19 protein-coding genes and 1 pseudogene are annotated in these 21,328 nt (G+C 68.5%); 10 read left to right on the top strand and 10 right to left on the bottom strand.

The genetic code is table 11. The annotated features are described in order from the left end of the window. Window positions 1-42 precede the first annotated feature (42 nt). Window positions 43-708 (top strand): FadR/GntR family transcriptional regulator, encoded by a 666-nt coding sequence (locus KLK06_RS36660; RefSeq protein ID WP_214640229.1) that lies wholly within the window; start codon window positions 43-45, stop codon window positions 706-708. A 52-nt stretch (window positions 709-760) separates the two neighbouring features. Here the strand turns inward: KLK06_RS36660 and KLK06_RS36655 are convergent, their stop codons facing one another. From KLK06_RS36655 to KLK06_RS36645, 3 genes are all read right to left on the bottom strand, one after another. Next, the gene (locus KLK06_RS36655; protein WP_250906602.1) at window positions 761-2,200 is read right to left on the bottom strand and encodes an N-acetylmuramoyl-L-alanine amidase; all 1,440 of its coding nucleotides are present in this window, start codon (window positions 2,198-2,200) and stop codon (window positions 761-763) included. Between the two features lie 100 nt (window positions 2,201-2,300). Further along, window positions 2,301-3,575 carry an ABC transporter substrate-binding protein gene (locus KLK06_RS36650; RefSeq protein WP_214640228.1) on the bottom strand — a complete coding sequence of 425 codons (1,275 nt, stop codon included), beginning with the start codon at window positions 3,573-3,575 and terminating at the stop codon, window positions 2,301-2,303. Window positions 3,576-3,704: 129 nt separating this feature from the next. After that, window positions 3,705-4,577 (bottom strand): AraC family transcriptional regulator, encoded by an 873-nt coding sequence (locus KLK06_RS36645; protein WP_214640227.1) that lies wholly within the window; start codon window positions 4,575-4,577, stop codon window positions 3,705-3,707. A gap of 101 nt (window positions 4,578-4,678) precedes the next feature. On the opposite strand from KLK06_RS36645, the gene KLK06_RS36640 reads away from it, so the two are divergent. From KLK06_RS36640 to KLK06_RS60415, 3 genes are all read left to right on the top strand, one after another. Further along, complete coding sequence (locus KLK06_RS36640; RefSeq protein ID WP_308168608.1) at window positions 4,679-5,452, top strand: phytanoyl-CoA dioxygenase family protein; 774 nt, start codon at window positions 4,679-4,681, stop codon at window positions 5,450-5,452. Between the two features lie 114 nt (window positions 5,453-5,566). Beyond that, window positions 5,567-6,520, top strand: coding sequence for a D-glycerate dehydrogenase (locus tag KLK06_RS36635; RefSeq protein ID WP_214640226.1), 954 nt, complete (start codon window positions 5,567-5,569; stop codon window positions 6,518-6,520). Window positions 6,521-6,910: 390 nt separating this feature from the next. Beyond that, the gene (locus tag KLK06_RS60415; protein ID WP_250906601.1) at window positions 6,911-7,447 is read left to right on the top strand and encodes a hypothetical protein; all 537 of its coding nucleotides are present in this window, start codon (window positions 6,911-6,913) and stop codon (window positions 7,445-7,447) included. 47 nt (window positions 7,448-7,494) lie between these two features. Here KLK06_RS60415 and KLK06_RS63210 read toward each other — a convergent pair. Beyond that, window positions 7,495-8,025 (bottom strand): annotated as a pseudogene (locus tag KLK06_RS63210) (ice-binding family protein); the annotation flags it as partial. Window positions 8,026-8,217: 192 nt separating this feature from the next. Here KLK06_RS63210 and KLK06_RS36625 point away from each other — a divergent pair. After that, window positions 8,218-8,586, top strand: coding sequence for a hypothetical protein (locus tag KLK06_RS36625; protein WP_214640224.1), 369 nt, complete (start codon window positions 8,218-8,220; stop codon window positions 8,584-8,586). A gap of 110 nt (window positions 8,587-8,696) precedes the next feature. Here KLK06_RS36625 and KLK06_RS36620 read toward each other — a convergent pair whose 3' ends face one another. Beyond that, the gene (locus tag KLK06_RS36620; protein WP_214640223.1) at window positions 8,697-9,491 is read right to left on the bottom strand and encodes an SDR family NAD(P)-dependent oxidoreductase; all 795 of its coding nucleotides are present in this window, start codon (window positions 9,489-9,491) and stop codon (window positions 8,697-8,699) included. A gap of 838 nt (window positions 9,492-10,329) precedes the next feature. On the opposite strand from KLK06_RS36620, the gene KLK06_RS36615 reads away from it, so the two are divergent. After that, window positions 10,330-10,800: a L,D-transpeptidase gene (locus tag KLK06_RS36615; RefSeq protein ID WP_214640222.1), complete on the top strand. Its 471-nt coding sequence runs from the start codon at window positions 10,330-10,332 to the stop codon at window positions 10,798-10,800. A gap of 152 nt (window positions 10,801-10,952) precedes the next feature. Here KLK06_RS36615 and KLK06_RS36610 read toward each other — a convergent pair whose 3' ends face one another. The 3 genes from KLK06_RS36610 to KLK06_RS36600 all read right to left on the bottom strand — a co-directional run bounded on the left by KLK06_RS36610 (window position 10,953) and on the right by KLK06_RS36600 (window position 13,371). After that, window positions 10,953-11,798: a universal stress protein gene (locus tag KLK06_RS36610; protein WP_214640221.1), complete on the bottom strand. Its 846-nt coding sequence runs from the start codon at window positions 11,796-11,798 to the stop codon at window positions 10,953-10,955. Between the two features lie 185 nt (window positions 11,799-11,983). Beyond that, window positions 11,984-12,493, bottom strand: coding sequence for a hypothetical protein (locus tag KLK06_RS36605; protein WP_214640220.1), 510 nt, complete (start codon window positions 12,491-12,493; stop codon window positions 11,984-11,986). Window positions 12,494-12,705: 212 nt separating this feature from the next. Further along, complete coding sequence (locus KLK06_RS36600; RefSeq protein ID WP_308168607.1) at window positions 12,706-13,371, bottom strand: CBS domain-containing protein; 666 nt, start codon at window positions 13,369-13,371, stop codon at window positions 12,706-12,708. A gap of 156 nt (window positions 13,372-13,527) precedes the next feature. On the opposite strand from KLK06_RS36600, the gene KLK06_RS36595 reads away from it, so the two are divergent. The 3 genes from KLK06_RS36595 to KLK06_RS36585 all read left to right on the top strand — a co-directional run bounded on the left by KLK06_RS36595 (window position 13,528) and on the right by KLK06_RS36585 (window position 16,554). Further along, a complete protein-coding gene (locus KLK06_RS36595; RefSeq protein WP_214640219.1) occupies window positions 13,528-14,175 on the top strand; it encodes a pyridoxamine 5'-phosphate oxidase family protein in 648 nt (215 codons plus the stop codon). 78 nt (window positions 14,176-14,253) lie between these two features. Further along, a complete protein-coding gene (locus KLK06_RS36590; RefSeq protein ID WP_214640217.1) occupies window positions 14,254-14,802 on the top strand; it encodes an MFS transporter in 549 nt (182 codons plus the stop codon). 321 nt (window positions 14,803-15,123) lie between these two features. Further along, a complete protein-coding gene (locus KLK06_RS36585) occupies window positions 15,124-16,554 on the top strand; it encodes a PepSY domain-containing protein (protein WP_214640216.1) in 1,431 nt (476 codons plus the stop codon). Window positions 16,555-16,582: 28 nt separating this feature from the next. Here the strand turns inward: KLK06_RS36585 and KLK06_RS62600 are convergent, their stop codons facing one another. Then, window positions 16,583-18,592, bottom strand: a complete 2,010-nt coding sequence (locus KLK06_RS62600; protein WP_214640215.1) for a M14 family zinc carboxypeptidase — start codon at window positions 18,590-18,592, stop codon at window positions 16,583-16,585. Between the two features lie 261 nt (window positions 18,593-18,853). Between KLK06_RS62600 and KLK06_RS36575 the strand changes: the two genes are divergently transcribed. Next, window positions 18,854-20,122, top strand: coding sequence for an alpha/beta hydrolase family protein (locus KLK06_RS36575; protein ID WP_214640214.1), 1,269 nt, complete (start codon window positions 18,854-18,856; stop codon window positions 20,120-20,122). A gap of 61 nt (window positions 20,123-20,183) precedes the next feature. On the opposite strand, the gene KLK06_RS36570 is transcribed toward KLK06_RS36575, so the two are convergent. Continuing rightward, window positions 20,184-21,023: an alpha/beta hydrolase gene (locus tag KLK06_RS36570; protein WP_214640213.1), complete on the bottom strand. Its 840-nt coding sequence runs from the start codon at window positions 21,021-21,023 to the stop codon at window positions 20,184-20,186. Window positions 21,024-21,328 lie beyond the last annotated feature (305 nt).

The raw sequence follows: 21,328 nt of genomic DNA, 5'->3' as shown, positions 1-21,328 counted from the left end.
AAGCGGCCACGCCGCGTCCGGGCCCCCAAACTGGGCACCACGGTGGTCGAGCAACTGGTCGACGACATAGTCCGCGGCGCACTGAGACCCGGTTCGACGCTGCCGCCCGAGGCCGAGCTCTGCGAGGAGTTCGGCGTCAGCCGCACGGTGATCCGTGAGTCCGTCAAGGTGATCCAGGAGAAGGGCCTCGTCCGGATCGAGCACGGCCGCGGCACCCAGGTCACCGACCCGCGGCAGTGGAACCTCCTCGACGACGTCGTGCTCACCTCAGTGATCGCGCACGACGAGAACGTGACCTTCCTCGACGAGTTGGTCACGGTCCGGACCGCGCTGGAAGCCGAGATGGCCGCCGCCGCGGCCCTGGTCCACACCCCCGACGACGATCAACGTGTCGCCGAGGCGCTGGGCGTCATGCGGGCCAACCTGGCCTCCGCCCCCGATTTCGGCGCCGCGGACGTCCGCTTCCACGACGCGATCATGGCGGCCTCGCGCAACCGGCTCGGGCGGGCCATCGTCAACAGCATCCACGACAAGGCCCGCACCAGCATGCGCTACCACGGCGAGTACAACGAGGTGGTCATGCGCCAGACGCTGGACGAGCACCAGGCGATCAGCGACGCGATCGCGGCCGGCGATCCGGGGGCCGCGGCGGCGGCGATGCGCGCGCACATCCTCGGATCCTGGAGCCGCCGGCGTCCCGCACCGTGAAAACGGCGATGGCCCCGACGCGCATCGCGCGTCGGGGCCATCGTGATCGCTGTTATCCGCAGTGTTCGAGGGGGCTGTCGTAGGTGGACGTACCTGCCTTACCGCCCCACCTGACGCACTTGTCGGGCGCGCTGGCCCGCACCGGGCCCGCGTAGTAGCTGAAGTTGCCGCTGTCGGTGATGCGCGTCTGGCCCTCGACCTCCAGGTAGGCGCTGGTGGCCGTGGCCGTGCCGAGGTTGGTCAGCTTGATCGTGGCCACGCAGTTGACGGCGGTGCTCGAGTTGTACGTCAGGTAGACCGTGCCCGCCGTCCCCAGAGCCGCCGAGTCGATCACCGTGAAGCCGCTGCCGCACACCGACTCGGGGGTGTGGGGGTTGCCGCCACCGCTGCCGGTGACGTACTGCATGTACTTGGTCCAGTTCCAGTTCGGGCCGGGGTCGGTGTGGTCGGCGCCGGGCACCTCGCTGTGGCCGAGGATGTGGGTACGGTCCAGGGGGATGCCGTACCGGTCGGCGATGTTGCGGGTCAGCGCGGCCGAGGAGCGGTACATCGTGTCGGTGAACCAGGAGGCCTGGTCGACCCATCCCTCGTGCTCGATGCCGACCGATCGCCTGTTGTAGTCACCCGCGTGGAAGGCCCGGTCCTTCTCCCTGACCGTCTGGGTGATGGCGCCGTCCGACGAGCGGACCACGTAGTGCGCCGACGTGGGGTTCGGCCTGGGTCCGGTCTGGAACCAGTCGATCGTCCCCGCGTACGTGCCCTGGGCCACGTGGATGACGATGCGGTCGATCGCGTCGCTGGTCGGACGGTTGGAGACGGCGAAGTTGGTGCTGTGCGCCGGCGCCCACGCCGCCGACGGGTAGTCCACTGACGCCGCGAGCGTGCTGGTCTTGCCCAGCTCCTGCGCCTTGGCGTAGGGGCCGCGGTCGGGCTGGACGGTCCGCGGCGCCGCCGTGAGGGTCTCGCCGGCCGGCGTGGCCGCGCGAATCCCTTGGGACAGCTGGTCGTAGACGGTGTCGGCGTACAACCGGGCGACGTCCGCCGAGGAGGCGTGGCCGTACTTGGCCACCGCCTGGTACCACTTGCCGGCGTCCTTGCGGGCCGCGGCGTCCAGCCCGAGCTCGTCGGCGTAGGCGCGCAGCACGGCGGCGCCGCCCGTGATGTTGGCCGCGTCGTCCGCCTTCAGGGCCGAGACGGGCTGCTTCGTCAGCGTGGCCGCACGCTCGAGCGTGTGCGTGACGGGGTTGCTGACCAGGTGCATCACCCCGTAGCCGCCGCTCGCGCTGGGTTCGCCGTGGTGACCGTCCAGGTGGGTTTCGGAGTAGGCGAGCGACACCAGCAGGTCGCGAGGCACGTCGTACGTGGTGGCCGCGCGGGCGAACGCGTCGGTCATGGGATCGGCGGACACGGCTCCGGCCGGTTGCCCGGTGAGCAGCGAGAGGGGGATGAGCGCGCCGATGAGCAGCGCGGCTGGACGGCGGAGTCGGACCAACGGAATCTCCTCGGGGGGCAACGAAAGGAGTGGAGGCCGCGTGCGGCATCCGCTGTTGATCAAGCGTGCGACTTCGGCGTACAGAATTCGTACAAGGGCGTTAGCTGCTGGGCTTGTGCGTGCTCCAGTACTCGTCGGCGGCGCGCTGGATGTCCTCAAGGACCTTCTGGTAGCTGTCCGGCTTGACGACGAAGGCGCCGAAACCGTCCAGCGCGGCGGTGAGCACGGGCGGCGGCGTGGCCTCGAAGTAGCGGTTGACCAGGCGGTACTGTCCGCTGCCCGCCGCCTTGCTGACCTCCGCGATCGCCGCGTCGGTGATGGTGACCTTGGGGTTGGCCGAGACGTCGCCCCTGGCGGTGGCCCACTTCTCCTGCGCGGCCGGGGTCACCCACCACTTGAGGTACTTCGTACTGGCCGCGGGGTCGGGCGCCTTGGCCAGCGAACACAGCGGGCCGCTCTCGAAGATCATCGAGGTCTTGGGCAGCGTGGGGGTGACGTTCGGGATCGTGAAGAAGCCGTAGTCGGTGCCGGCTTTCATCTCACGCTGCGTCATGCTCGTGTTGAACCACGTGCCGAACGACACCATCGCGGTCTTGCCGGTCTTGAGGACGTCGCCCGGGTCGGTCTTGTCGCCGGGGTTGTTGAAGTAGCCGGCGTCGATCATCGACTTCCACCGCTTCATCACCTCGACCACGCCCGGATCGGTGTACTTCGCCTGGCCGGTGGAGAGGCGGTCGTACAGGTCGGGGTCGGTGCCGGCGAGGAGCTGCTCGAACCAGACGAAGGAGAACAGCACCGAGGTGTGGTAGAACGCGGGCACGCCGTTCTTCTTCAGCGTGTCGGCGATCTTGATCAGCTCGTCCCACGTGGTGGGGGGCTTGAGGCCGTACTTGTCGAAGACCTGCTTGTTGTAGAACATCCCCCAGTAGGCGGCGTTCAGCGGCACGCAGTACTGCTTCCCGCCCACCGTGTAGTACTTCGCCAGGTCCGCCGAGAGGTCGCCGTTCTTGATGGCCTCCTGCCAGAGCGCGGTCGTCTCCGCGAGCTGCTTCTGGGCGACGACCTCGGCCAGGCTGCCGCCCGTCGTCCAGGTGAACAGGTCGGGCTTCACGTTGGTGCGGAAGGAGGCCTTGATGAACGCCTGGTACGTCGGCTCGTCGGTATAGCCGACCGGCTTCATCGACAGGCCGATCTGCTGCTTGGACAGGGCGCCCATCTCGTTGAAGTACTTGCTCCAGGCGCCTTTGTCGTTGTACAGCTTCAGCTCGGTCTTGGCGGCGCCCTTCGGCGAGTCGCCGGAGGAGCATCCCGTGAGGGCGAGAGGGGTGACGGTGGCGCAGATGGCGGCCATACGCAGTAGACGCGACCGGATCATGCCCGGCCTCCTGTTCGATCTTGGGGGGTGACTTACCTGAACGTCTGGGGGGAGCGCGTGATCGCGTCCGCTGAAGTGGTGGAGCGGGCCGCCGCACTTTGCGTCCTTCGCTCAAGTGAAGTCATCTAATCACTTGATGTCTGGAGTGTCCAGGGCCGCGGGAACCACCGCACGCCGGGTGGCCTCCCGATAGTCGCGGGGCGCCATGCCGTACTTGTCGTGGAAGAGCCGGCCGAAGTACGACTGGCCAGAGAAACCGCAGCGCTGGGCGATCCGGCCGATACCCTCCGTCGTCGTGGTGAGCAGCAGGGCGGCGTGCTCCAGCCGGCGACGGGCGACGAACGCGATCGGGGTGCAGCCGTAGTGCGTACGCATGGAGCGGGCCAGATGCCCCGGACTGACCGCGGCCATCGCCAGCAGCCGGGGCAGTCCCTCACGCAGGTTCTCCTCGCTGCTCATCGCGACGCAGGCCGCCACCAGCCAGCCCGGCCGCTGGTCCACGGCCGTGCCCTCGGCCCGTTCCAGGAGCGGGACGACCGCCGTCCAGAGCCCGACCAGGTCGAGCACGCGGGGCACGCCGGAATAGGCGGCCAGCACCCGGACGAACTCCGCCGCGATCGGCCCCTCCGGATCGGTGCCCGCCGTCAGGGGCAGGTCGCGCCGGTCCCAGTCCGCCGTGCCCGCCAGCCCGGCGAGATCGGCGAAAGCGCGCCAGCGCTCACTGGGGAAGGCGATGTTGATGAACCGCATCCCGTCGGCCGCCTTCCCTGCGAACTCGTGCCGGTCATGCGGCCGGACCAGCACCACATCACCCGCCCGCAGCGGCTGCTCCGCCTCGCCGACGCGCTGCACACCCGCCCCCGCGGTCACGAAGACGAACTCGTGGAAATCGGCGTGACTGTGCGGCTCGGGCCGGTCGCGACGGCTGCCGCTCACCGGCACCAGGGCCGCGTGGTACGGCAGTCCGTACGCGAAATCCACCCAGCGCAGCACGGTCGGCATGTCAGGAAATTAATAGTTATGGAGCGGCGAGTGCTAGTAAGTCGTGGCATAGAGGCCGAAGAATCCGGATCGATGCCATCCCGCCCTCACAGGAGCACATCGTGATCAAGGAAGTCGGCCAGACCCTTCAGGACTACGACCGCGACGGCTACACGATCTTCCGGAACGTCCTCGACCCCAGACTGATCGCCGAGGCGAGCGAGCACGTCGCCTGGCTCCAGGCCAAGCACCCCGACCTCCACGGCGAGAACCTGGGCACCGAACTGGTCGCCGGCGACCCGTTCTGGGTGCGACTGGTCGGCGACGATCGGCTGCTGGACATCGCCGAACTCTTTCTCGGCCCCGATCTCGCGCTGTTCGCCTCGCACTACATCAGCAAGCCCCCCTTTTCCGGCAAGGCGGTCCTGTGGCACCAGGACGGCGCCTACTGGCCGCTGGAGCCGATGCGGGTCATCACGCTCTGGCTGGCCGTCGACGAGTCCACCCCGGAGAACGGCTGCATGCGGGTGATCCCCGGTTCGCACCGGGAAGCCCTGCACGAGCTGCGGCAGCGCGACGACATCGAGAACGTGCTCGGCTCGGAGAGCGCGGTGACGGTGGACGAGTCCAAGGCCGTGGACCTGGTGCTGTCGCCCGGCGACGTGGAGGTCCACCACCCGAACATCCTGCACAGCTCCAGCGCCAACACCTCCCCCAAGCGCCGCTGCGGCCTGACCATCCGCTACATCCCGACCTCGACCCGGATCACCAGCGACGAGCAGCCGTTCGTCTCCGCGCTGCTGCTCCGCGGCCGGCCCGGCGCGAACCTCTACCAGCCGTTCCCGACGTACGTGGCAGGCGAGCACATGCCCTTCTCCGGCGCCGGGGACCGCTGATTGAGAGGATAAAGAGCCGATATGCGGGCCCCCCGCCAACCGCGGCCGGGCCCGCAAGGTACTACTGGAGTCACTGACGGCACTCAAGGTGCTGCTCGACTTGGAGGTTCACTGATGGCGCCGATCGTGGCGGTCACCCGATCGACCCTGCCGGGCACCGGCCTCGAACGGCTCGGCCAGGTCGCCGAGTTGCGCAGATGGCCCGAGGACACACCCCCCTCACCTGACCAGCTGCGCGGCCTCCTCACCGGCGCGGACGCGCTGCTGTGCCAGAACTCCGACCACGTCGACGCGGCGGTGCTCGAAGCGGGCGAGCAGTTGCGCGTACTGGCCCTGCCGAGCGCCGGCTACGACGGCACCGACGTCGCCACCGCGCAGGCCCGCGGCGTCGTCGTCACGAACACCCCGGGCGTCCTGCACGAGACCACCGCCGACCTCGCCTTCGCCCTCATCCTGATGGCGCGGCGGGGGCTGCTCACCGCGGCGGACAGCCTCAGGACCGGCGGGTGGACCGGCAGCCGGCTGGACGCCTACCTCGGTCTCGACGTGACAGGGGCGTGCCTGGGCCTCATCGGCTACGGCGAGATCGGACAGGCCGTGGCCCGCCGGGCGGCCGGGTTCGGCATGACCGTCCAGCACACGTTGTCCCGCAGACCCGACGACGCACTCTCCCGGGCGGTGTCCCTGGACAAGCTCCTGAGCACCAGCGATGTGGTGTCCCTGCACGTACCGCTCACCGAGCAGACCCGCCGCCTCATCGGCGCGGCCGAACTCGCGTCGATGAAACCCACGGCGACCCTCGTCAACACCGCCCGCGGCGGCGTCCTCGACGAATCCGCCCTCCTCACCGCCCTGCGAGCCGGCCGCCTCCACTCGGTCGGCCTGGACGTCTTCGACCGCGAACCACGTAACGGCGTCGGCGACCCGCTGCTGCAACACGAACGAGTGGTGGCGCTCCCCCACATCGGCTCGGCCACGGAGGCCACCCGAGCCCGCATGGTCGACCTCGCCGTGGACAACATCATCGCCGTCCTGAACGACAAGCCACCCCTCACGCCCATTCCCTGACCGGCAGCTCCTGATCGATGGCGCATGCCCGCCGACGGCGGCGCCGGTCCCAGGCTGTCCCCGGACAGGTCCCAGCCGTCCCCGACCCGCCGCCGGTGAACGCGGTCCCGCGCGGGCCAGTACCGCGAACGGCGCCGGAGTGCTCAAGCACCCCGGCGCCGGCCTCCGACGCTTGCTGAGGCGACCAGCCGCAGCGCCGCGCCGTACAACGGGCTGTCCTCAGCAGGCGTGGACAACCCGCACATCGCTCTGACCCGGAATCGTCAGCCGGTCACACCCAGGTGCGTGTCGACCGGGACGGGAACGGGCGCCGGTCCAAGCCCGCAGTGGTGGCCGCACCGGTGATGGTGGTGGTGATGGTGATGGTGGTGGTGGTGACCGCGGTTCAGATTGAGCGTGGTCGCCTTGGTTGTGGGTGTCACCGTGTGCGTCGCCGTCGGCGTCGGTGTTCCCACCAACGGAGTCGCCGTCGGCCTCACGGTGCGCGTCGCCGTCGGCGTCGGCGTTCCCACCAACGGAGTCGCCGTCGGCGTCGGCGTCGGCTTCACCGTGCGTGTCACCGTCGGCGTCGGCGTCGGCTTCACCGTGCGCGTCACCGTCGGCGTCGGCGTTCCCACCAGCGGAGTCGCCGTCGGCGTCACCGTGTGCGTCACCGTCATCGTCGGGGTCGGCTTCACCGTGCGCGTCACCGTCGGCGTCGGCGTCGCACACACCGGCGGGGCCACCAATGGACATGGGATCGAGGTCGCAGTCGAGCTCGCAGTCGGCGTGACTGTCGACGTCGGCGTGGACGTCACCGTCACAGTGACCGTCGGCGTGGGCCTAACCGTTTTGATCACCGTCGGACACACCACCGGGGTCGCCGTCGGACACACCCTCGGGCACACCACCGGGCACACCGTAGGCACGGGCGCACATTCGTTGTAGATGATCGCGGTGGGGCTCACCTGCTCGCCACAAGGCCATACTCGACCGTCGACCGTCGTACCGCTGGTCACCGAGATCGACTGCAGAGCAAGGACGGTGCCCACGAAGGTGGAGTGCGTGCCCAGTGTCGCCGAGCTACCCACCTGCCAGAACACGTTACATGGCTGAGCACCGCCGACGAGGACGACCCGGCTGGCTGAGCCGGTGATGAGCGTGGAGGGGACTTGAAAGATGAAGACGGCGTCGGGATCGCCCTGGGCGTCGAGCGTGACCGTGCCGGTCAGCCCGAGCGAGGACCTGGACTTGTAGATGCCGGGAACGAGGGTCCTGCCTTCGAGGTCGCCTGAGACGCTGGTGGCCGGGGTTCGACCGGCGTCTTTGTAGGCCGCGGCCAAGTCGGACTTCGCCTGAAGCGCGACGGCGTTGGCTACGTGACCCGTGTTGGCGACCTTAGCCCCGGACAAGACCGCGAAGCTCCGGATGCTCCCGAGACCTACCTGTGGTTCAGCGGCCTTCGCGCTGGATTGAAATGCGACTAGCAGAGCCCCGGCGACGATGAGTACGGAAGCCCCCACCATCAACGCGACCCATCGCGACCTGGAGGAAGTGCGATTACAGATTACTTCCATTTAAGCCAATCTTTCCTGTAGGAGAGCCCGCCGACTGCCACGAGTGCAGAGAGGCACGGCCGCCTGGCCCACAGGGAGCCATCAATCGGCCGAAGATCCCCACCTCGCAATTCGGCATGATATCCGGAGAGATCAACGATCATGGGCGGGCGGCCGGTAAATAAAAAACAAAACATCGTTCACTTATTGGCAAAAACTCAGCGCTTCGGCAAGTCGATGTTTAAAGAGGATTCGTTCCGGACCCACGGCGGCACAAGTCAGGAAACATCAAACAGCCGGAAAAGCAATGGGCCGGCACCCCACAGCGGGTACCGGCCGACCGACCCGGGCGGACGACGGTGGGCGTTACGTCGCCTTGCGCAACCTGGCCATCGGCGCTACATCAACATCACCCACGCCCGACGCCACCACGAGCGCATCGTCGATCTGTTCAACATTGGACCGCAAGGATCAAACTGGCCAAATCACAAAATCGTCGGAGCTCTGAAAAACATCCAAGCCACCCAATAAAAGAGAGACTTCTTCCAGTTCTGCGGATACGCGATTTCAACGACGCTCCGGGAACGCGATGACTTCGCGAATTAGGATCGACAGCGCCATACGTAACCGCTCTTGCTCGCCTAAGGAAGGATCGCGTCGACGTAGCCACCGTCGACGCGGATCGCGCCACCAGTGGTGGCCGAGGCGTACGGCGAGCTGAGGTAGACGACCATGTTGGCGATCTCTTCGGGCTCGATGAGGCGCTGAATGAGTGACTGCGGACGGTGCAGCCGCATGAACTCGCGCTGCGCCTGTGGCCACGGCAGATCGCGGTCGACGAGCGAGTACACGAAATCCTCGACACCGCCGGTGTGGGTCGGGCCGGCGATGACGGAGTTGACCGTGACACCGCTACCGGCGGCCTCCTTCGCGAACCCGCGCGCGACGGCCAGCAGGGCCGTCTTCGACATGCCGTAATGGATCATCTCGACCGGCGTGACGATCGCGGAGTCGCTGGCGATGTACTGCACGCGCCCCCACGACCGCGCCTTCATTCCCGGCAGGTAGACGCGGGTGAGACGGACGGCGGCCAGCACGTTCACCTCGAAGTAGCGCCGCCACTCCGCATCGGTGATCTCCAGTGGGGGCCGGGATTCGTAGATGCCCAGATTGTTGATGAGGATGTCCACCTCGGGAGCGACCTCGACCGCGTACGCGGCGCCGTCTTCAGTGGCGAGATCGGCGGCCAGCGGTATCACGTCCGCCCCCCTCACCTCGCCCCGGATCCGGCCGGCGGCCTCCTCGACAGTGGCGGAAGTACGACCGTTGACAGCGACACGAGCACCCGCCCGGGCCAGGCCGGCCGCGATGGCCATCCCGATGCCCTGCGTGGACCCCGTGACCAGCGCGGTCTTTCCAGTGAGATCGATGATCATACTACTCTCCTTCCCTCCACCCGAGAGACCACCCATTCCGGCCGAACTCCCCCGAATGACAACGCGCCGGTGGCGCTGATCCCTCGCTTCATCTGTACGCCGCCCGACCGGCAAGCCGGAGATCGTCGCTACCGGTGTGGCCATGAAAGCGAGACCGCCCGTCACCAACCCACCGAGGATCCGTACCTCGCAATTCGGCATACCATCCGGCGAGATCGACAATAGCCGACAGTCGACCAGGAAAAGGAAAACAAAGCCTCTATCACTTATCAGCTAAGCCCCAAGCAGCCAAATAAACAGACTTGTCCCAGTTTTGCGGATATCTGATCCCCAGGAGACTCCGCGAGCGCGACGACTTCATGAATTAGGGTCGCCAGTGCCATACGTAGACTGCTCTTGCGCGCCACGGATCGCGTCTCAACCGCAGAACATGTCACCGGAAAACAGCGGTCTCCTCTTGGAGGTATCCTTGCCTGAACGATTCAGCGTCAACAAGCCGATCGCCTGGAGCACGGTCCTGGCCACAATGACCCTCGCCACAGCCTGCGGAACAACCACACCACTACCGCAGGAAGCAACACAAACCGCCGCGTCTATCCAGCGGGTCCCCCCCGCACCGGCACCGGCACCGGTGTCAGCCGAACAACTGGCTCAATTGCCGCGTGCCACGACCTTCACGAAATTGCACGGGGCGCCTAAAGATTCGGCACCCTTCACCCCGGGAAAAGGCCGCGTGACACACGCCACGCAGCCACAGGTGGTTTATGCCCACCCCGGCGGACCACCGGTGGCGATATTGCCGCCCCGGACACTGGGAGGCCCGATGTGGGTGCCCGTAGTGGAAAAGCAGACAGGGTGGGTACGCGTGCTGCTGCCGAGCCGGCCGAACCGGTCGACCGGCTGGATATATGAGGCGGGCGGCGGACTGAAGAACGCCTACAGCGCCTACGATGTGCGCATCGACCTGTCCGCTCACCGGCTCGCGGTGTTCCAGTCCGCTCGCCTGCTGGGACGGTGGAAGGTCGCCGTAGGCGCCCCGTCGACGCCCACACCATTGGGACGGACGTTTCTGCTCGCCTCCCTGACTCCCAGGCATGCGACTTACACCCCGCGCATGCTTCCACTGGGCACGCACTCGACCGTCCTGCGCACCTTCAGTGGCGGACCCGGCACGATCGCCGTGCACGGCTGGCCGGACAGATCCGTGTTCGGCCAGGAAATCAGTCACGGTTGCGTTCGCGTCCCGGCCCGCGCCCTGCGCGTCCTGTCCCGTATCCCGCTGGGCAGTTCAGTCGTCATCAAGCGATGAACCTCATCAGGCGAGAGATTCCGAACCCGACCGCCACGCCCAGTCCCATCGGCAGATCACGACGAGGATGGCGACACATCGCCGCCGGGCCACCACGAGCGAGCAGGTGGCGGTCGCCCACAACAACCTATGAAATTGCAAATATTCGCAATTCATGGATACCGCAACCTGTTCCGGATCACGGCGAGCGGGCACGGAGAGTGGTGCACCATGGCCTGGCTGACCGAGCCCATGACCAGCCCGGCGAAGGTGCCGTACCCGTGCGACCCGACCACGAGCAGGTCGGCCCCCTCAGCGGCCTGACGCAGCACCTCCACGGGGTGACCGCGGACGGCCTCCTCGATCACGTCGACACCGGGATGCGCCTCGCGATGTCCCGCCAGCGCCTCGCGCAGTACGAGCCGTCCGCCCCGCTTGTCCGCGGACTCCATGGAATCCGCAGGCTCGAACCCGCTCCAGGCATGTACGACCCGCAGGCGCGCGCCACGCAGCTCCGCCTCGGCGAAGGCGAAGTCCAGCACCCCGCGGCGAGACTCCGGCGCCCCGTCCACCGCCGCCACCAGCTCGCCACGGGGCAGGGACGGCAGTTGCCGCACCACGACCACGTCGCATGGGGCATGCCCGGCCACGCCGTACGCCACCGACCCCACCAGCAGCCCACGCACTCCCCCGAGCCCGTGGCTGCCGATGACCAGCAGCTCGGCCTCCTTCGCGGCCTCGATCAGAGCGACTCGGGGATCGCCGGGCAGAAGCACCGTCCTTATGCTGATCTTCGGCTGTTCGCGGCGGGCGCGGTCCTCGGCTGCGGCCAGCACCATCGCACCACCGTCGCGCATCCACTTGGCCACCGCCGCGTAGCGGCCGGTCTCGGCTTCGCAGGCCCATCGCGGCATGGCGTGCGCCACGGTCAGTGGCACCTCTCGCAGCGCGGCCTCCATGGCAGCCCATCCGGCGGCCTCAAGCCCCGCTCGCGAGCCGTCCACTCCAACGATGATCATGCGTTGTCCCCCTTTCAACGCCCCCTCCTACGCCCGCCCTTCAGCACCCCCGTCAACGCCCCCTCCAGCTCCACCTTCGACGCTCCCCTTCAGCGCCCCTTCCCATGACATCGCCATCCGGCGAGATACCCCAGCACCAAAGGTCCCCCCAGGTCAGGACCTTGGTCCCTTGCGCGGCGAGAGAGCTACCGCAGGTACGGGTTGCGCTGGATGATCGGAGACCGGCCGAACCCGAGGGTGGCTCCGGCGTTCGCGAGCGCCAGACCGATCAGCACGATGGAGTAGATGATGTGCTCGTCCATGAAGGGGTTGGTAGCCAGGGGCAGCTCAGCGGCCCACATCAGGACCAGCATGAGCGTGCCGGTGACAGCCACGACCCGCAGGCCGACGCCCAGGATCAGCCCGGCGCCGACGCCCAGCAGGCCGAGCATGAACAGCCAGTCCACCCAGGGCTGCCCGGCCAGGCCGGAGAAGAAGCCGCCGAGCGCGTTCTCGCCGGTGCCCTTGAGGAAGCCGGTCGTCGGGCTGCCGCCGGAGAGCCAGGCGTTCTTGGCGGGGGTGGCGAACCCCCAGCCGAAGGTCTTGTCCAGAAAAGCCCACAGGAAGATCCAGCCGATCGAGATCCGGGCGACCGCCCAGACATAGTCGACCGGGCTGCGCGTCGTCTCGCGTAAATCGGTGTGCATGACGGTCATGACGGTCCCCTTCCTCTCAGGTTCGTGGTGGTTCTTATGGCTAGAGCAAACTCCTTTCGCGGTCTCGGAGCCAGTGCCGTAAGGCCCGCCGTACCGGGACCTTCGGTCCTGAGACGAGGGCCATCCGGCACTGCCCGGGACGTGGTCTCGTGCGCGACCGTTTCATCACGCTCGAACCCCGCCCGGACTGGAGACCAGCCATGCCTGATAGCTCACAGCAGCGGCGGAGTGACGATGAAGTCCTCTGTGTCGTACGTCAGCTCGGAGACGACGTCCACAACCCCCTCGACCTCGCGGATCCGCGCCACCAGGGCCACGGTCTGCGACTTGCGCCGCACCTTCCCGCCGATCGTCACGACGGCCCGCTCGACCTCGACCGAGAACGCCTCGCGGTCCGGCAGCAGCGCGGCGATGTCGGCGAGCACGTCCGCGGCCGGGCGGACGAAGACCCGCAGCGCGTCCCTCTGGTGCAGGGTGCCGCAGATGCACCCGGTGGCCGGATCGACCACGGGCACCTGCTTGATGCGCTTGTCATGCATCAGCCGCGCCGCGTCACGGACGGACGTGTCGGGGGTGACGGTGATCACCGGCGTGGTCATCAGCTCGGCCGCCTTCACGCCGGCCGCCTTCTGATGCTCCTGCCGCCGCGTGCGCGACTCGAACATCGAGACGCTGTGCCGTACCGTATCCGTCTCCTTGAGCAGCAGGTCGTCCTCGGAGACCACGCCCACGGGCCGCCTCTCGGCGTCGATCACGGTGACCGCCCCGACCGCGTAGCGCTCCATGGCCGCGACGATGTCGAGGAACGACGAGTCTTCGAGGACGGCGATGGCCACGGGGCCCATGACGTCCTTGACGTGGATTGTCACTGTTCCCACCTCGCTCTCCCCCCTCACGTTCCCCCGCGGCGGCCGATCCCGGCAGCGCCGAAAGTCCCAAATTTGACGGCCAAGGGACCCTATGCCGCCTTTGACCTGCTAAAACTGCGCGATCTGGGCAGGGAGGGAGAGACCACCGGACTAGGAGAACCGATCATGGCAGCCACCGGCGACCTCGGGCGTCGCATCGCCCATCACCGCGAGCGGCTCGGCCTGACCCTCGAACAGGTCGCCGACCGCGCGGACATGTCACCCGGCTACCTCCAGTACCTGGAAGAACATCCCGGCACACCGACCGCCGAAGCCATGTACCGGCTGGCCGGAGCGTTGGAGACCACCGTCGAAGACCTCCTCGGCGGCGGCGTCGACCGGCCACCGGGTCGTGGCCGGGCCAGGATGGCTCCGACGCTGGAGAGCCTGGACCGCGAGGAATGCCTCAAGCTGATCGAGCCCGGCGGCATCGGCCGGGTGGCCTTCAACGGCTCCCACGGCCCGACTGTGCTGCCCGTCAACTACCAGCTGCACGAAGGCTCCATCGTCTTCCGCACCGCGTCGGGCGGCCCCATGGACCAGGACCTGCGTACCGGCCTGGAAGGCGTGGAGATCAAGGTCGGCTTCGAGGTGGACCACATCGACGAAGCCCAGCGCGAGGGCTGGAGCGTGCTCGTCCAGGGCCCCGCCCACCACCTACCGCCCGACGAAGTGCCAGAGGTCACCGTCACCCCCTGGGCGGGCGGCGAACGCCACCTGTACGTCCGTATCAGCACGCAGCAGGTCACCGGCCGCCGCATCCACAACCTCTGAACCAGGCGCCTGGTCACGTCCAGGATCGAACCAGAACCCCGGCCGGGCCGTATCTGACCATGTGAGCGGTGATCGCGCGTGAGCGCCGATCAGAACGGACCCGCCGGCCGTGTCGTGCGTGCCGCGGTGTTCGCGGTCGTCTGCGTGTACGCCGCGCTCGGCATGCACGTGCTGGCCGGTGGCCCGCGCGCCGGGCTGGGGATCGTCGCCGCCGCCACCGCCATGACCGGCGCGGGGGCGTACGTCCTCGCGCGTCGGCGGCGGAGTATGGGCACACTGCTGGCCGCCTCCTTCGCCGCGCAGTACGGCATGCACCACCTCTTCGGTTCGGGCGTTCCGACGACGGGACACCACGGAGGCGGGCTGTCGGCAGGGCTCGGGATGCTGATGGCGCACGTGCTGGTCGCGACGCTGTCGGCCTGGTGGCTGGAGCGCGGTGAGACGGCGCTGGCCACCCTCCTGTTCCTGCTGGCCTGCTCGCTCCGCGACCTGTGGCGACCGCTCACCGATGCGCTCGCGCCGCCCGCGACGACGCGCCGCGTGGCGCCGGTCGTGGCGGTCGCGCCCGCCATGCGCGCGTCCCAGGTGCTGGCCTGGGCGCTGTGCCGCCGGGGGCCGCCTCAGTAGGTAGGCGACGCTGTCGCGCTGCTCCGCTGACCCTTACCGGCACCGCGTGTCGCCGGGTATGACCGCGTGGATCGCCGTCGTACCCCGGAAACCGCACGTCCGGTCCGTCATGACCGTACAAAGAACGCGGCCGTACAAAGATCGCGGCCGTACGACGATCGCGGCCCTCACCACGCTCGTCACCGTACGACGACGACCGCGGTATTCGCCGTGGTCGTGATCGTTCGGCGATCGCCTCGCCGCGTGAGCGTGCGTCCGGTCATGACCGCCCCCGCTGTTCGCGCGCCTTCGGCGTGCGCGTCTCCGGAACGGAGAAGTTTCATGACCTCTGTAGAGGTACGGCCGGAAACCGGCCAGCCCACCCCGGTCCTGTCGTCCCAGCGCTATCGCGTCGTCTGGCGCTGGCATTTCTACGCCGGGCTGTTCGTCGCCCCCGTCCTGCTCGTCCTCGCCGTGACCGGATCGATCTACCTGTTCAAGGAGCCGTTCGAGGCGTGGCACTACGCCGACGTCCGTACGCTCGCCGCGCCCGTGACCGCCGCCCGGCCCCTGTCGGAGCAGGTCGCGGCCGCCCGGCAGGCCCGGCCCGGCGCGGCCGTCATGTCGGTCATTCCGCCCACCGCCCCGGACCGGACCACCCGGGTGATCCTTCAGGGCGCCGACACCGGGCCGTGGGCCCAGGGCGTCTCGGTCTACGTCGACCCGTCCACGGCCCGGGTGGTCGGGCAGATCGACGACGCCACCACCTTCATGCGGGTCGTACGCACCATCCACGGTGAACTGATGTCGGGCACCATAGGCGACCGGGTCGTGGAGATCGCCGCGTGCTGGGCGCTGATCCTCATCGCCACCGGCACGTACCTGTGGTGGAGCGGCCGCCGTACCCACAAGCGGGCCAAGCGGTCAGGCCGCGGCCGGCTGCGTCGCCTGCACACCCTCACCGGAGTCGGCGCCGGGACCGTGGTCGTCTTCCTCGTCATCTCCGGCCTGCCCTGGTCGGGCGTGTGGGGTGACGGCCTGCAGCGCATCCAGGACAGCACCGGTTCGACCTACCCCAGCGCGGACGCCTTCCCCCACACCTCCACGCTCTCCGGCGACCTGTCCACCAACCCCGACGCCAAGGTGCCCTGGTCGGCCGAACGGCTCCCCGTACCGCAGTCCGACGGCCACGCCGCGCACGAGAGCGCCGGCGGCGTGCTGCAACCGGGCGCCCTGCCCATCGAGCGGGCCCTGGCCGCGGCCCGCCCGGTCCTGCGCGACTGCCGGCCCGCCGAATGCGACATCAAGATCCTCCTGCCCGCCGACGCGAAGGGCGTCTACACCATCGTCACCGACAACCGCCGCGACCCGGCCGCCGCTCAGACGCTCCACATCGACCAGTACAGCGGCCGGGTGCTGGTCTCCTACGGCTGGGCCGAGTACGGCATCATGGCCAAAGCCGTCGAACAGGGCATCGCCCTGCACGAAGGCCGCCGCTACGGCACCGCCAACCTGCTCGTCATGCTCGCCGCCTGCCTGGCCCTGATCACGCTCGTGGTCACCGGCGCGTGGATGTGGTGGAAGCGCCGCCCGCGCGGGCGGGCCGGGGCGCCGGCCCGCGCCACCAACAGGCGGACCACGTACGGAGTGATCGCCATCATGGCGGCGCTCGGCCTGCTGTTCCCGCTCGCGGGCATCACCATGGCGGCCGTGCTGCTGCTCGACTGGCTGGTGCTGCGGCGGATCCCGGCGGTCGCGCGGGTGATCGGCTGACGCCTGTCAGGGGCTCTCGCCAGGTCTGTCAGGGTTCCCGATAGTCGGCGGCGACCCCGATCAGCGAAATGAGGCCGGAGGCGAACTCCATCGCCTCCGCATGCCCCTCGCTGAACGGCGGCTGGAAGCCCACTGCCTCCCACTTCTGGGTGGTGGGGTTCCACAGGTCGCTGCCGACCTCGAAGTCCCACCCGAAGATGCCGCGCTCGTACCAGAGCTCGTCCGCGGAGTTGCCCGCCGCCGAATACAGCACGTCGGTCACCGGCCCGGTCTGCTGGGGCCAGGTGACCGTGCCCCGTTCGGCGGCGATGGCCTGCTCGATGGTGCGGGCCGAGCGCAGGAAGTACGCCTCCTGCCGGGCCGTGGGCCGGGGCAGGGTGACCCGGCCGTCGAGTTTGTAGGCGCCCGGCGGCCACATGAAGTACCCGCCGTAGCTGTGGACGTTCATCGCGAACTTGATGTTGCGGTACGTCTGCGCCAGCCAGACGACGTTACGGCTCTCGGGCTCGGAATGCTCGGCGGGCCCGGCGAACGTACCGCTCTGGCAGTTGGCCGAGGCGCCGAAATACCCGTCGGACAGCGATCCCACGGCGTAGTTGCGATTGACGTCCACGCCCCAGGTATTGCGGAGTGCCGGGTCGGACTGCTGCGCGGGGCAGTGGTTGGTCATGTTCTTACGCTGGGAGTTGAAGTCGTAGAAGCTGTAGTTGGCGCCGTCGGGGTTGACCGTGGGGACGATGAAGATGTCGGTGCGGTTCAGCAGCTCGCGCGTCGCCGCGTCGCGCGGGTAGTTGCGCAGCAGCCGCTCCGCCGCCTCGATGGTGACCAGCGGCGCCACCCATTCCCTGGCGTGTTCCTGGGCGTAGGCGAGCACTCCGGTACGCGAGCCGTCGCGATGTACGCCGACGCGCAGGGCCAGCACCCGCCACGGCGCGCGGGAGACGTCGGCCGGCGCCTTGAGGAAGTCGCTCAGCTGGGTGAGCGGCACGGGCGCCATGACGCCCAGGCCCGCGTCCGTGCGGTAGGTCGCGGCCTTGACGGCGGTGCCCGGCGTCGCGTTGATCGCCGCCACCACCTGAGCCGCGGTGCTGGTGGGCGTGCCGGAGCCGTCGGTCGCCAGGCTGACCGTGATCTGCTTGCCGTTCACCGTCACCTGTAACGGCCGGTCGGCGGCGCCGGGGGTGACGAGCTCGATGGCCAGGTCGTTGCCGCCCTCGGAGCCGTAGGCGTTCGAGGTGACCACGACGGCGGCGCCGGGCACGGCACCGATCAGGGCTTGGGCGTGCCGCCGGTAGCCGTTGGTCGGGTTCGGCAGCGTGATGATGTCGGTGAGCTTGGGGAAGCGCTGGTGCAACGCCTTGACCCGCTCGTTGAGCTGCGTCGGCGGCATGTACTGGCTGACGAAGTCCTTCTGGTAGCCGGGACCCGTGCGATCGGGCCGCTCGCCGTCGGGCCACTCTTTGACCCGCGCCTCCGCCTTGCCACCGGCCGCCGACGTGACGGTGATCCACTGCGGCTGGTTCTCCGCCGGCACCGGAGTGCTGAGCTGGTGACCCAGGTACGCGCCCGCGTCGACGTACGGCACCAGAGCCGCCTGCCCGCTGGAACCGCGCCTGCCCGTCCAGCTCGCGCTGAGCACGGCCGCCGCCCCGGCGTTGCTGGACGCCTCGACCGACAGGAAGTACCCGTCGCGGGTCTTGAACCAGACCGCCCGCTCGATGACGAGCTGGTCCTGCGCGACGCCGCTCTTCGGCGTCTTTTGGGACGGGACCGGCGTGCCGGACGCCGGCGTGGCGCCGAGCGAACCGAGCTCCGCGAGCTGGGTCGGCGTGACGACGGCGTCGATCTGGATGCTGCCGTCCGCCTGCGGCCGTACCCGCTCGGTGAGGTCGGCTCCCGAGGCCATCAGCCGCTCCATCGTGGCCTGGTCCGGCACGGAGAGCGTGACCAGAGAGGCCGGCTCCGGGTCGGACGGCCCGGCGACCGCCGGGACGGACGTCCCCGAGGTCAGGAACGCCGTAAGAACAACGATCGTCACAACGACTGCGGACGCCCGTAAGCCACGCATCGGCTCCTCCTGGATCACCGGTATGGAGATCAGTGAAAGCCGACTTGACGAAACAGGCAAGACCCACCCAAAAAAGGTGTAACGGGCGACCTACCCCGGGAGTTGTACCCCGGAGCGGTCTGGCGGTTAAAGGTTGACCTCCATCTCAAACCGGCGGTTGACGCGCAAAACGACGTCGCTTCGTAGCTTGAGGCGCGGCTTCCCATGCGGGCCCGCTTTGGAGGAGAAGTGATGCGACGTTCCCCACGCTGGTTGGCGCGTGCGCTGGCCGGACTACTGCTGATCGCCGGAGTGGTCGTGGTCCCGGCAGCCGCGGCGCAGGCCGAGACGTGTTCGACGAACCTGCCCGACCCCGACGGCTACGGCATCACCTGCGTACGCGTGGACCGGCACCCGCAGGCCAATGGATCCGAGCTGCGGGACGTCACGATGACCTCCACGGCGATCTTCCAGGCCGCCGGCGGCACTCCGGCGATCAGCCCGCTGGCCCAGCCGATCACCGTACGGATCTACCTGCCCAACGACTACGACCCGGACAGGAGCGCCCGCTACCGCTCGCTCTACCTGATCAACGGCGGCGGGGACGACTACAACGAGTGGACGACCAAGGCCGATCTGGTGTCCCTGCTGGCCTCCGTGCCCGCCTATGACGGCATCGTGGTGATGCCGACCGGCGGGATGACCGGCTGGTACAGCGACTGGGTCGGCCGTACGGACGGAAATTTCTCGCCCAAGTGGGAGACGTACCACATCTCGCAGCTCATCCCGTGGATCGACGCCAACTTCAACACCATCGCCGACCGATCCGGGCGCGGGCTGGCCGGGATCTCGATGGGCGGCTTCGGCACGCTCAAGTACGCCGCCGCGCACCCCGACGTGTTCTCGGTCATCGGCGCCATCTCCCCGGGCACCGACCTGCGGGCCCTGGGCGCCCAGCGGACGATCTCCAACTCGATGTGGCTGTCCGGCGCGGCGATCAATCTTTTGGATTTGGGGGCATATCGCGTCAACAAGTATGAGAACGGCATCCTGGTGCTCGACCAGGACCAGCAGCGGCGCTACCGGCTGGAGACCCTGTTTGGGCCGCACTCCACCGCCGTCGTGGACGGCACGACGGTCGACGACTGGCCGTCCGCCAACCCGGCCGAGCTGGTGACACAGGGCAAGTACGCACCGTACAGCGGCAAGTTCGGCCTGTACGCGGGCGGCTGCGCGGACCTGCCAGGCCCGCCCGACCAGCCCGAATACGCCAACGGCCACCAGCCGGCTCCGGCCGAGTGCGCCTACGACACCAACGCCGGTGCCGACGCCCCGATGGCCGGCGAGGCCATGCTCGGCGCGTACGCGAGCGTCTTCGACACCACGCTGACCAGCCTGGGGGTCGACCACCGCTACTGCTACGGCACCGGCGGCCACGACTGGAACTCCTGGCCCGCCAACCTGGTGGACTTCCTCCAGTACGCGTACGGCACGGCCCCGGCCTACTGCCCCAACGCGTAGCCGAACGGCCACACGGCGTGGGGCAGGGCGGTGGCTCGCCACCGCCCTGCCCCACGTAGGCCTACGGGGTGCCTACGCCGTTCTTCTTGGCGTGTTTCGCGGCCTCGCGCCCGGCCCAGTGGAGCACGTGGTCGGCGACCCTCTCCCATTGGGGAGCGCCGAGGGCGAAGTGCGGCATGCGCGCGAACTCGTGGTACCCGGTGACCGCACGGGACTTGCGGTAGCGCTGGTAGGTCTGGCGGACCAGTGAGGCGGGCACCGTGTGGTCGGCGCCGCCGGCGATCAGGAGCAGCGGGGCGCGGGTGTCGTTCTGGACATTCACCCTGGTGGCCGAGTGGAGCCGCAGGTTGGCGGTGGCGGCCTGGAACAGCGGCCGGCCCGGGGCAGGCACGTGGTAACGCTGGTAGATCACCGCCGACTCGGGCTCGCTCAGCGTGTTGGTGAACGCGTAGTGGAACTGTTTCGCGGTCAGCGCCACCGTCCGGGAGCGGTTGACCGGGTTGGACAGAACGGGCAAGGCCGCGCGCAGGCTGCTGATCGGCAACCGGAGCACGCCCTGGATGGGTGCCGTGTGGATGGCCACGCCGGCGGCGCCCAAGCCGCGGTCCAGCAGGATCTGGGTGATCAGACCGCCGAAGGAGTGGCCGATGATGATGGGTGGCCGGGTCTGCTCGCGGATGATCGCCTCGTAGTGGTCGGCGATCTCTGTGACGCCCAGGCCGTTCATGACCTCCGGAGTCTTACGCAGGGCTTCGACCTCGATCTCCATGCCCGGCCAGGCGGGGGCGAGCACTTCGTGGCCGAGCTGGGTGTAGTGCTCGATCCACTGTTCCCATGCGCGCGGCGTCAGCCACAGCCCGTGGATGAGGACGATGGCCGGTTTTATCGCAGTGTCGTTCATAGGGTCTCTCCTGCGTCGGGTAGCCGAGGTCCGTGGAAGTTGCAGAGCGCGCCCGGGTTGGACCGGCGCCAGGGTGGCGTCCCTTTTAGAGCACAGGAGTTGCCAGCCGGAGGAAACGGGCAGTTCACGCCCAACTCATCTCGCCAGCTGATAACCCGGAGCCTGCGGCGTTCGGTGTCAATGCCGGTGAGTTAAGACGTCTGTGCAGGTGAAAGGCGTTCTCGCTGGCATCGGGCACTGCTTGACCCGGCACACGTCGTCGCGATTCGGTGACAGATAGTGCATTGGGTCGCCTGAGCAACGAA

Origin of the sequence: Nonomuraea sp. NEAU-A123 (assembly GCF_018603905.1) — a bacterium.
In the GTDB taxonomy this organism is placed as follows: Bacteria; Actinomycetota; Actinomycetes; order Streptosporangiales; family Streptosporangiaceae; genus Nonomuraea.
This window is presented reverse-complemented; position numbering and strand designations above follow the sequence as displayed.

Coding starts and splice junctions, on each gene's coding strand:
- KLK06_RS36570 (WP_214640213.1), bottom strand. CDS start 21,023: ATGAACGACACTGCGATAAAACCGGCCATCGTCCTCATCCACGGGCTG.
- KLK06_RS36585 (WP_214640216.1), top strand. CDS start 15,124: ATGACCTCTGTAGAGGTACGGCCGGAAACCGGCCAGCCCACCCCGGTC.
- KLK06_RS36595 (WP_214640219.1), top strand. CDS start 13,528: ATGGCAGCCACCGGCGACCTCGGGCGTCGCATCGCCCATCACCGCGAG.
- KLK06_RS36635 (WP_214640226.1), top strand. CDS start 5,567: ATGGCGCCGATCGTGGCGGTCACCCGATCGACCCTGCCGGGCACCGGC.
- KLK06_RS36610 (WP_214640221.1), bottom strand. CDS start 11,798: ATGATCATCGTTGGAGTGGACGGCTCGCGAGCGGGGCTTGAGGCCGCC.
- KLK06_RS36575 (WP_214640214.1), top strand. CDS start 18,854: ATGCGACGTTCCCCACGCTGGTTGGCGCGTGCGCTGGCCGGACTACTG.
- KLK06_RS36605 (WP_214640220.1), bottom strand. CDS start 12,493: ATGACCGTCATGCACACCGATTTACGCGAGACGACGCGCAGCCCGGTC.
- KLK06_RS36645 (WP_214640227.1), bottom strand. CDS start 4,577: ATGCCGACCGTGCTGCGCTGGGTGGATTTCGCGTACGGACTGCCGTAC.
- KLK06_RS36650 (WP_214640228.1), bottom strand. CDS start 3,575: ATGATCCGGTCGCGTCTACTGCGTATGGCCGCCATCTGCGCCACCGTC.
- KLK06_RS36625 (WP_214640224.1), top strand. CDS start 8,218: ATGGGCGGGCGGCCGGTAAATAAAAAACAAAACATCGTTCACTTATTG.
- KLK06_RS36620 (WP_214640223.1), bottom strand. CDS start 9,491: ATGATCATCGATCTCACTGGAAAGACCGCGCTGGTCACGGGGTCCACG.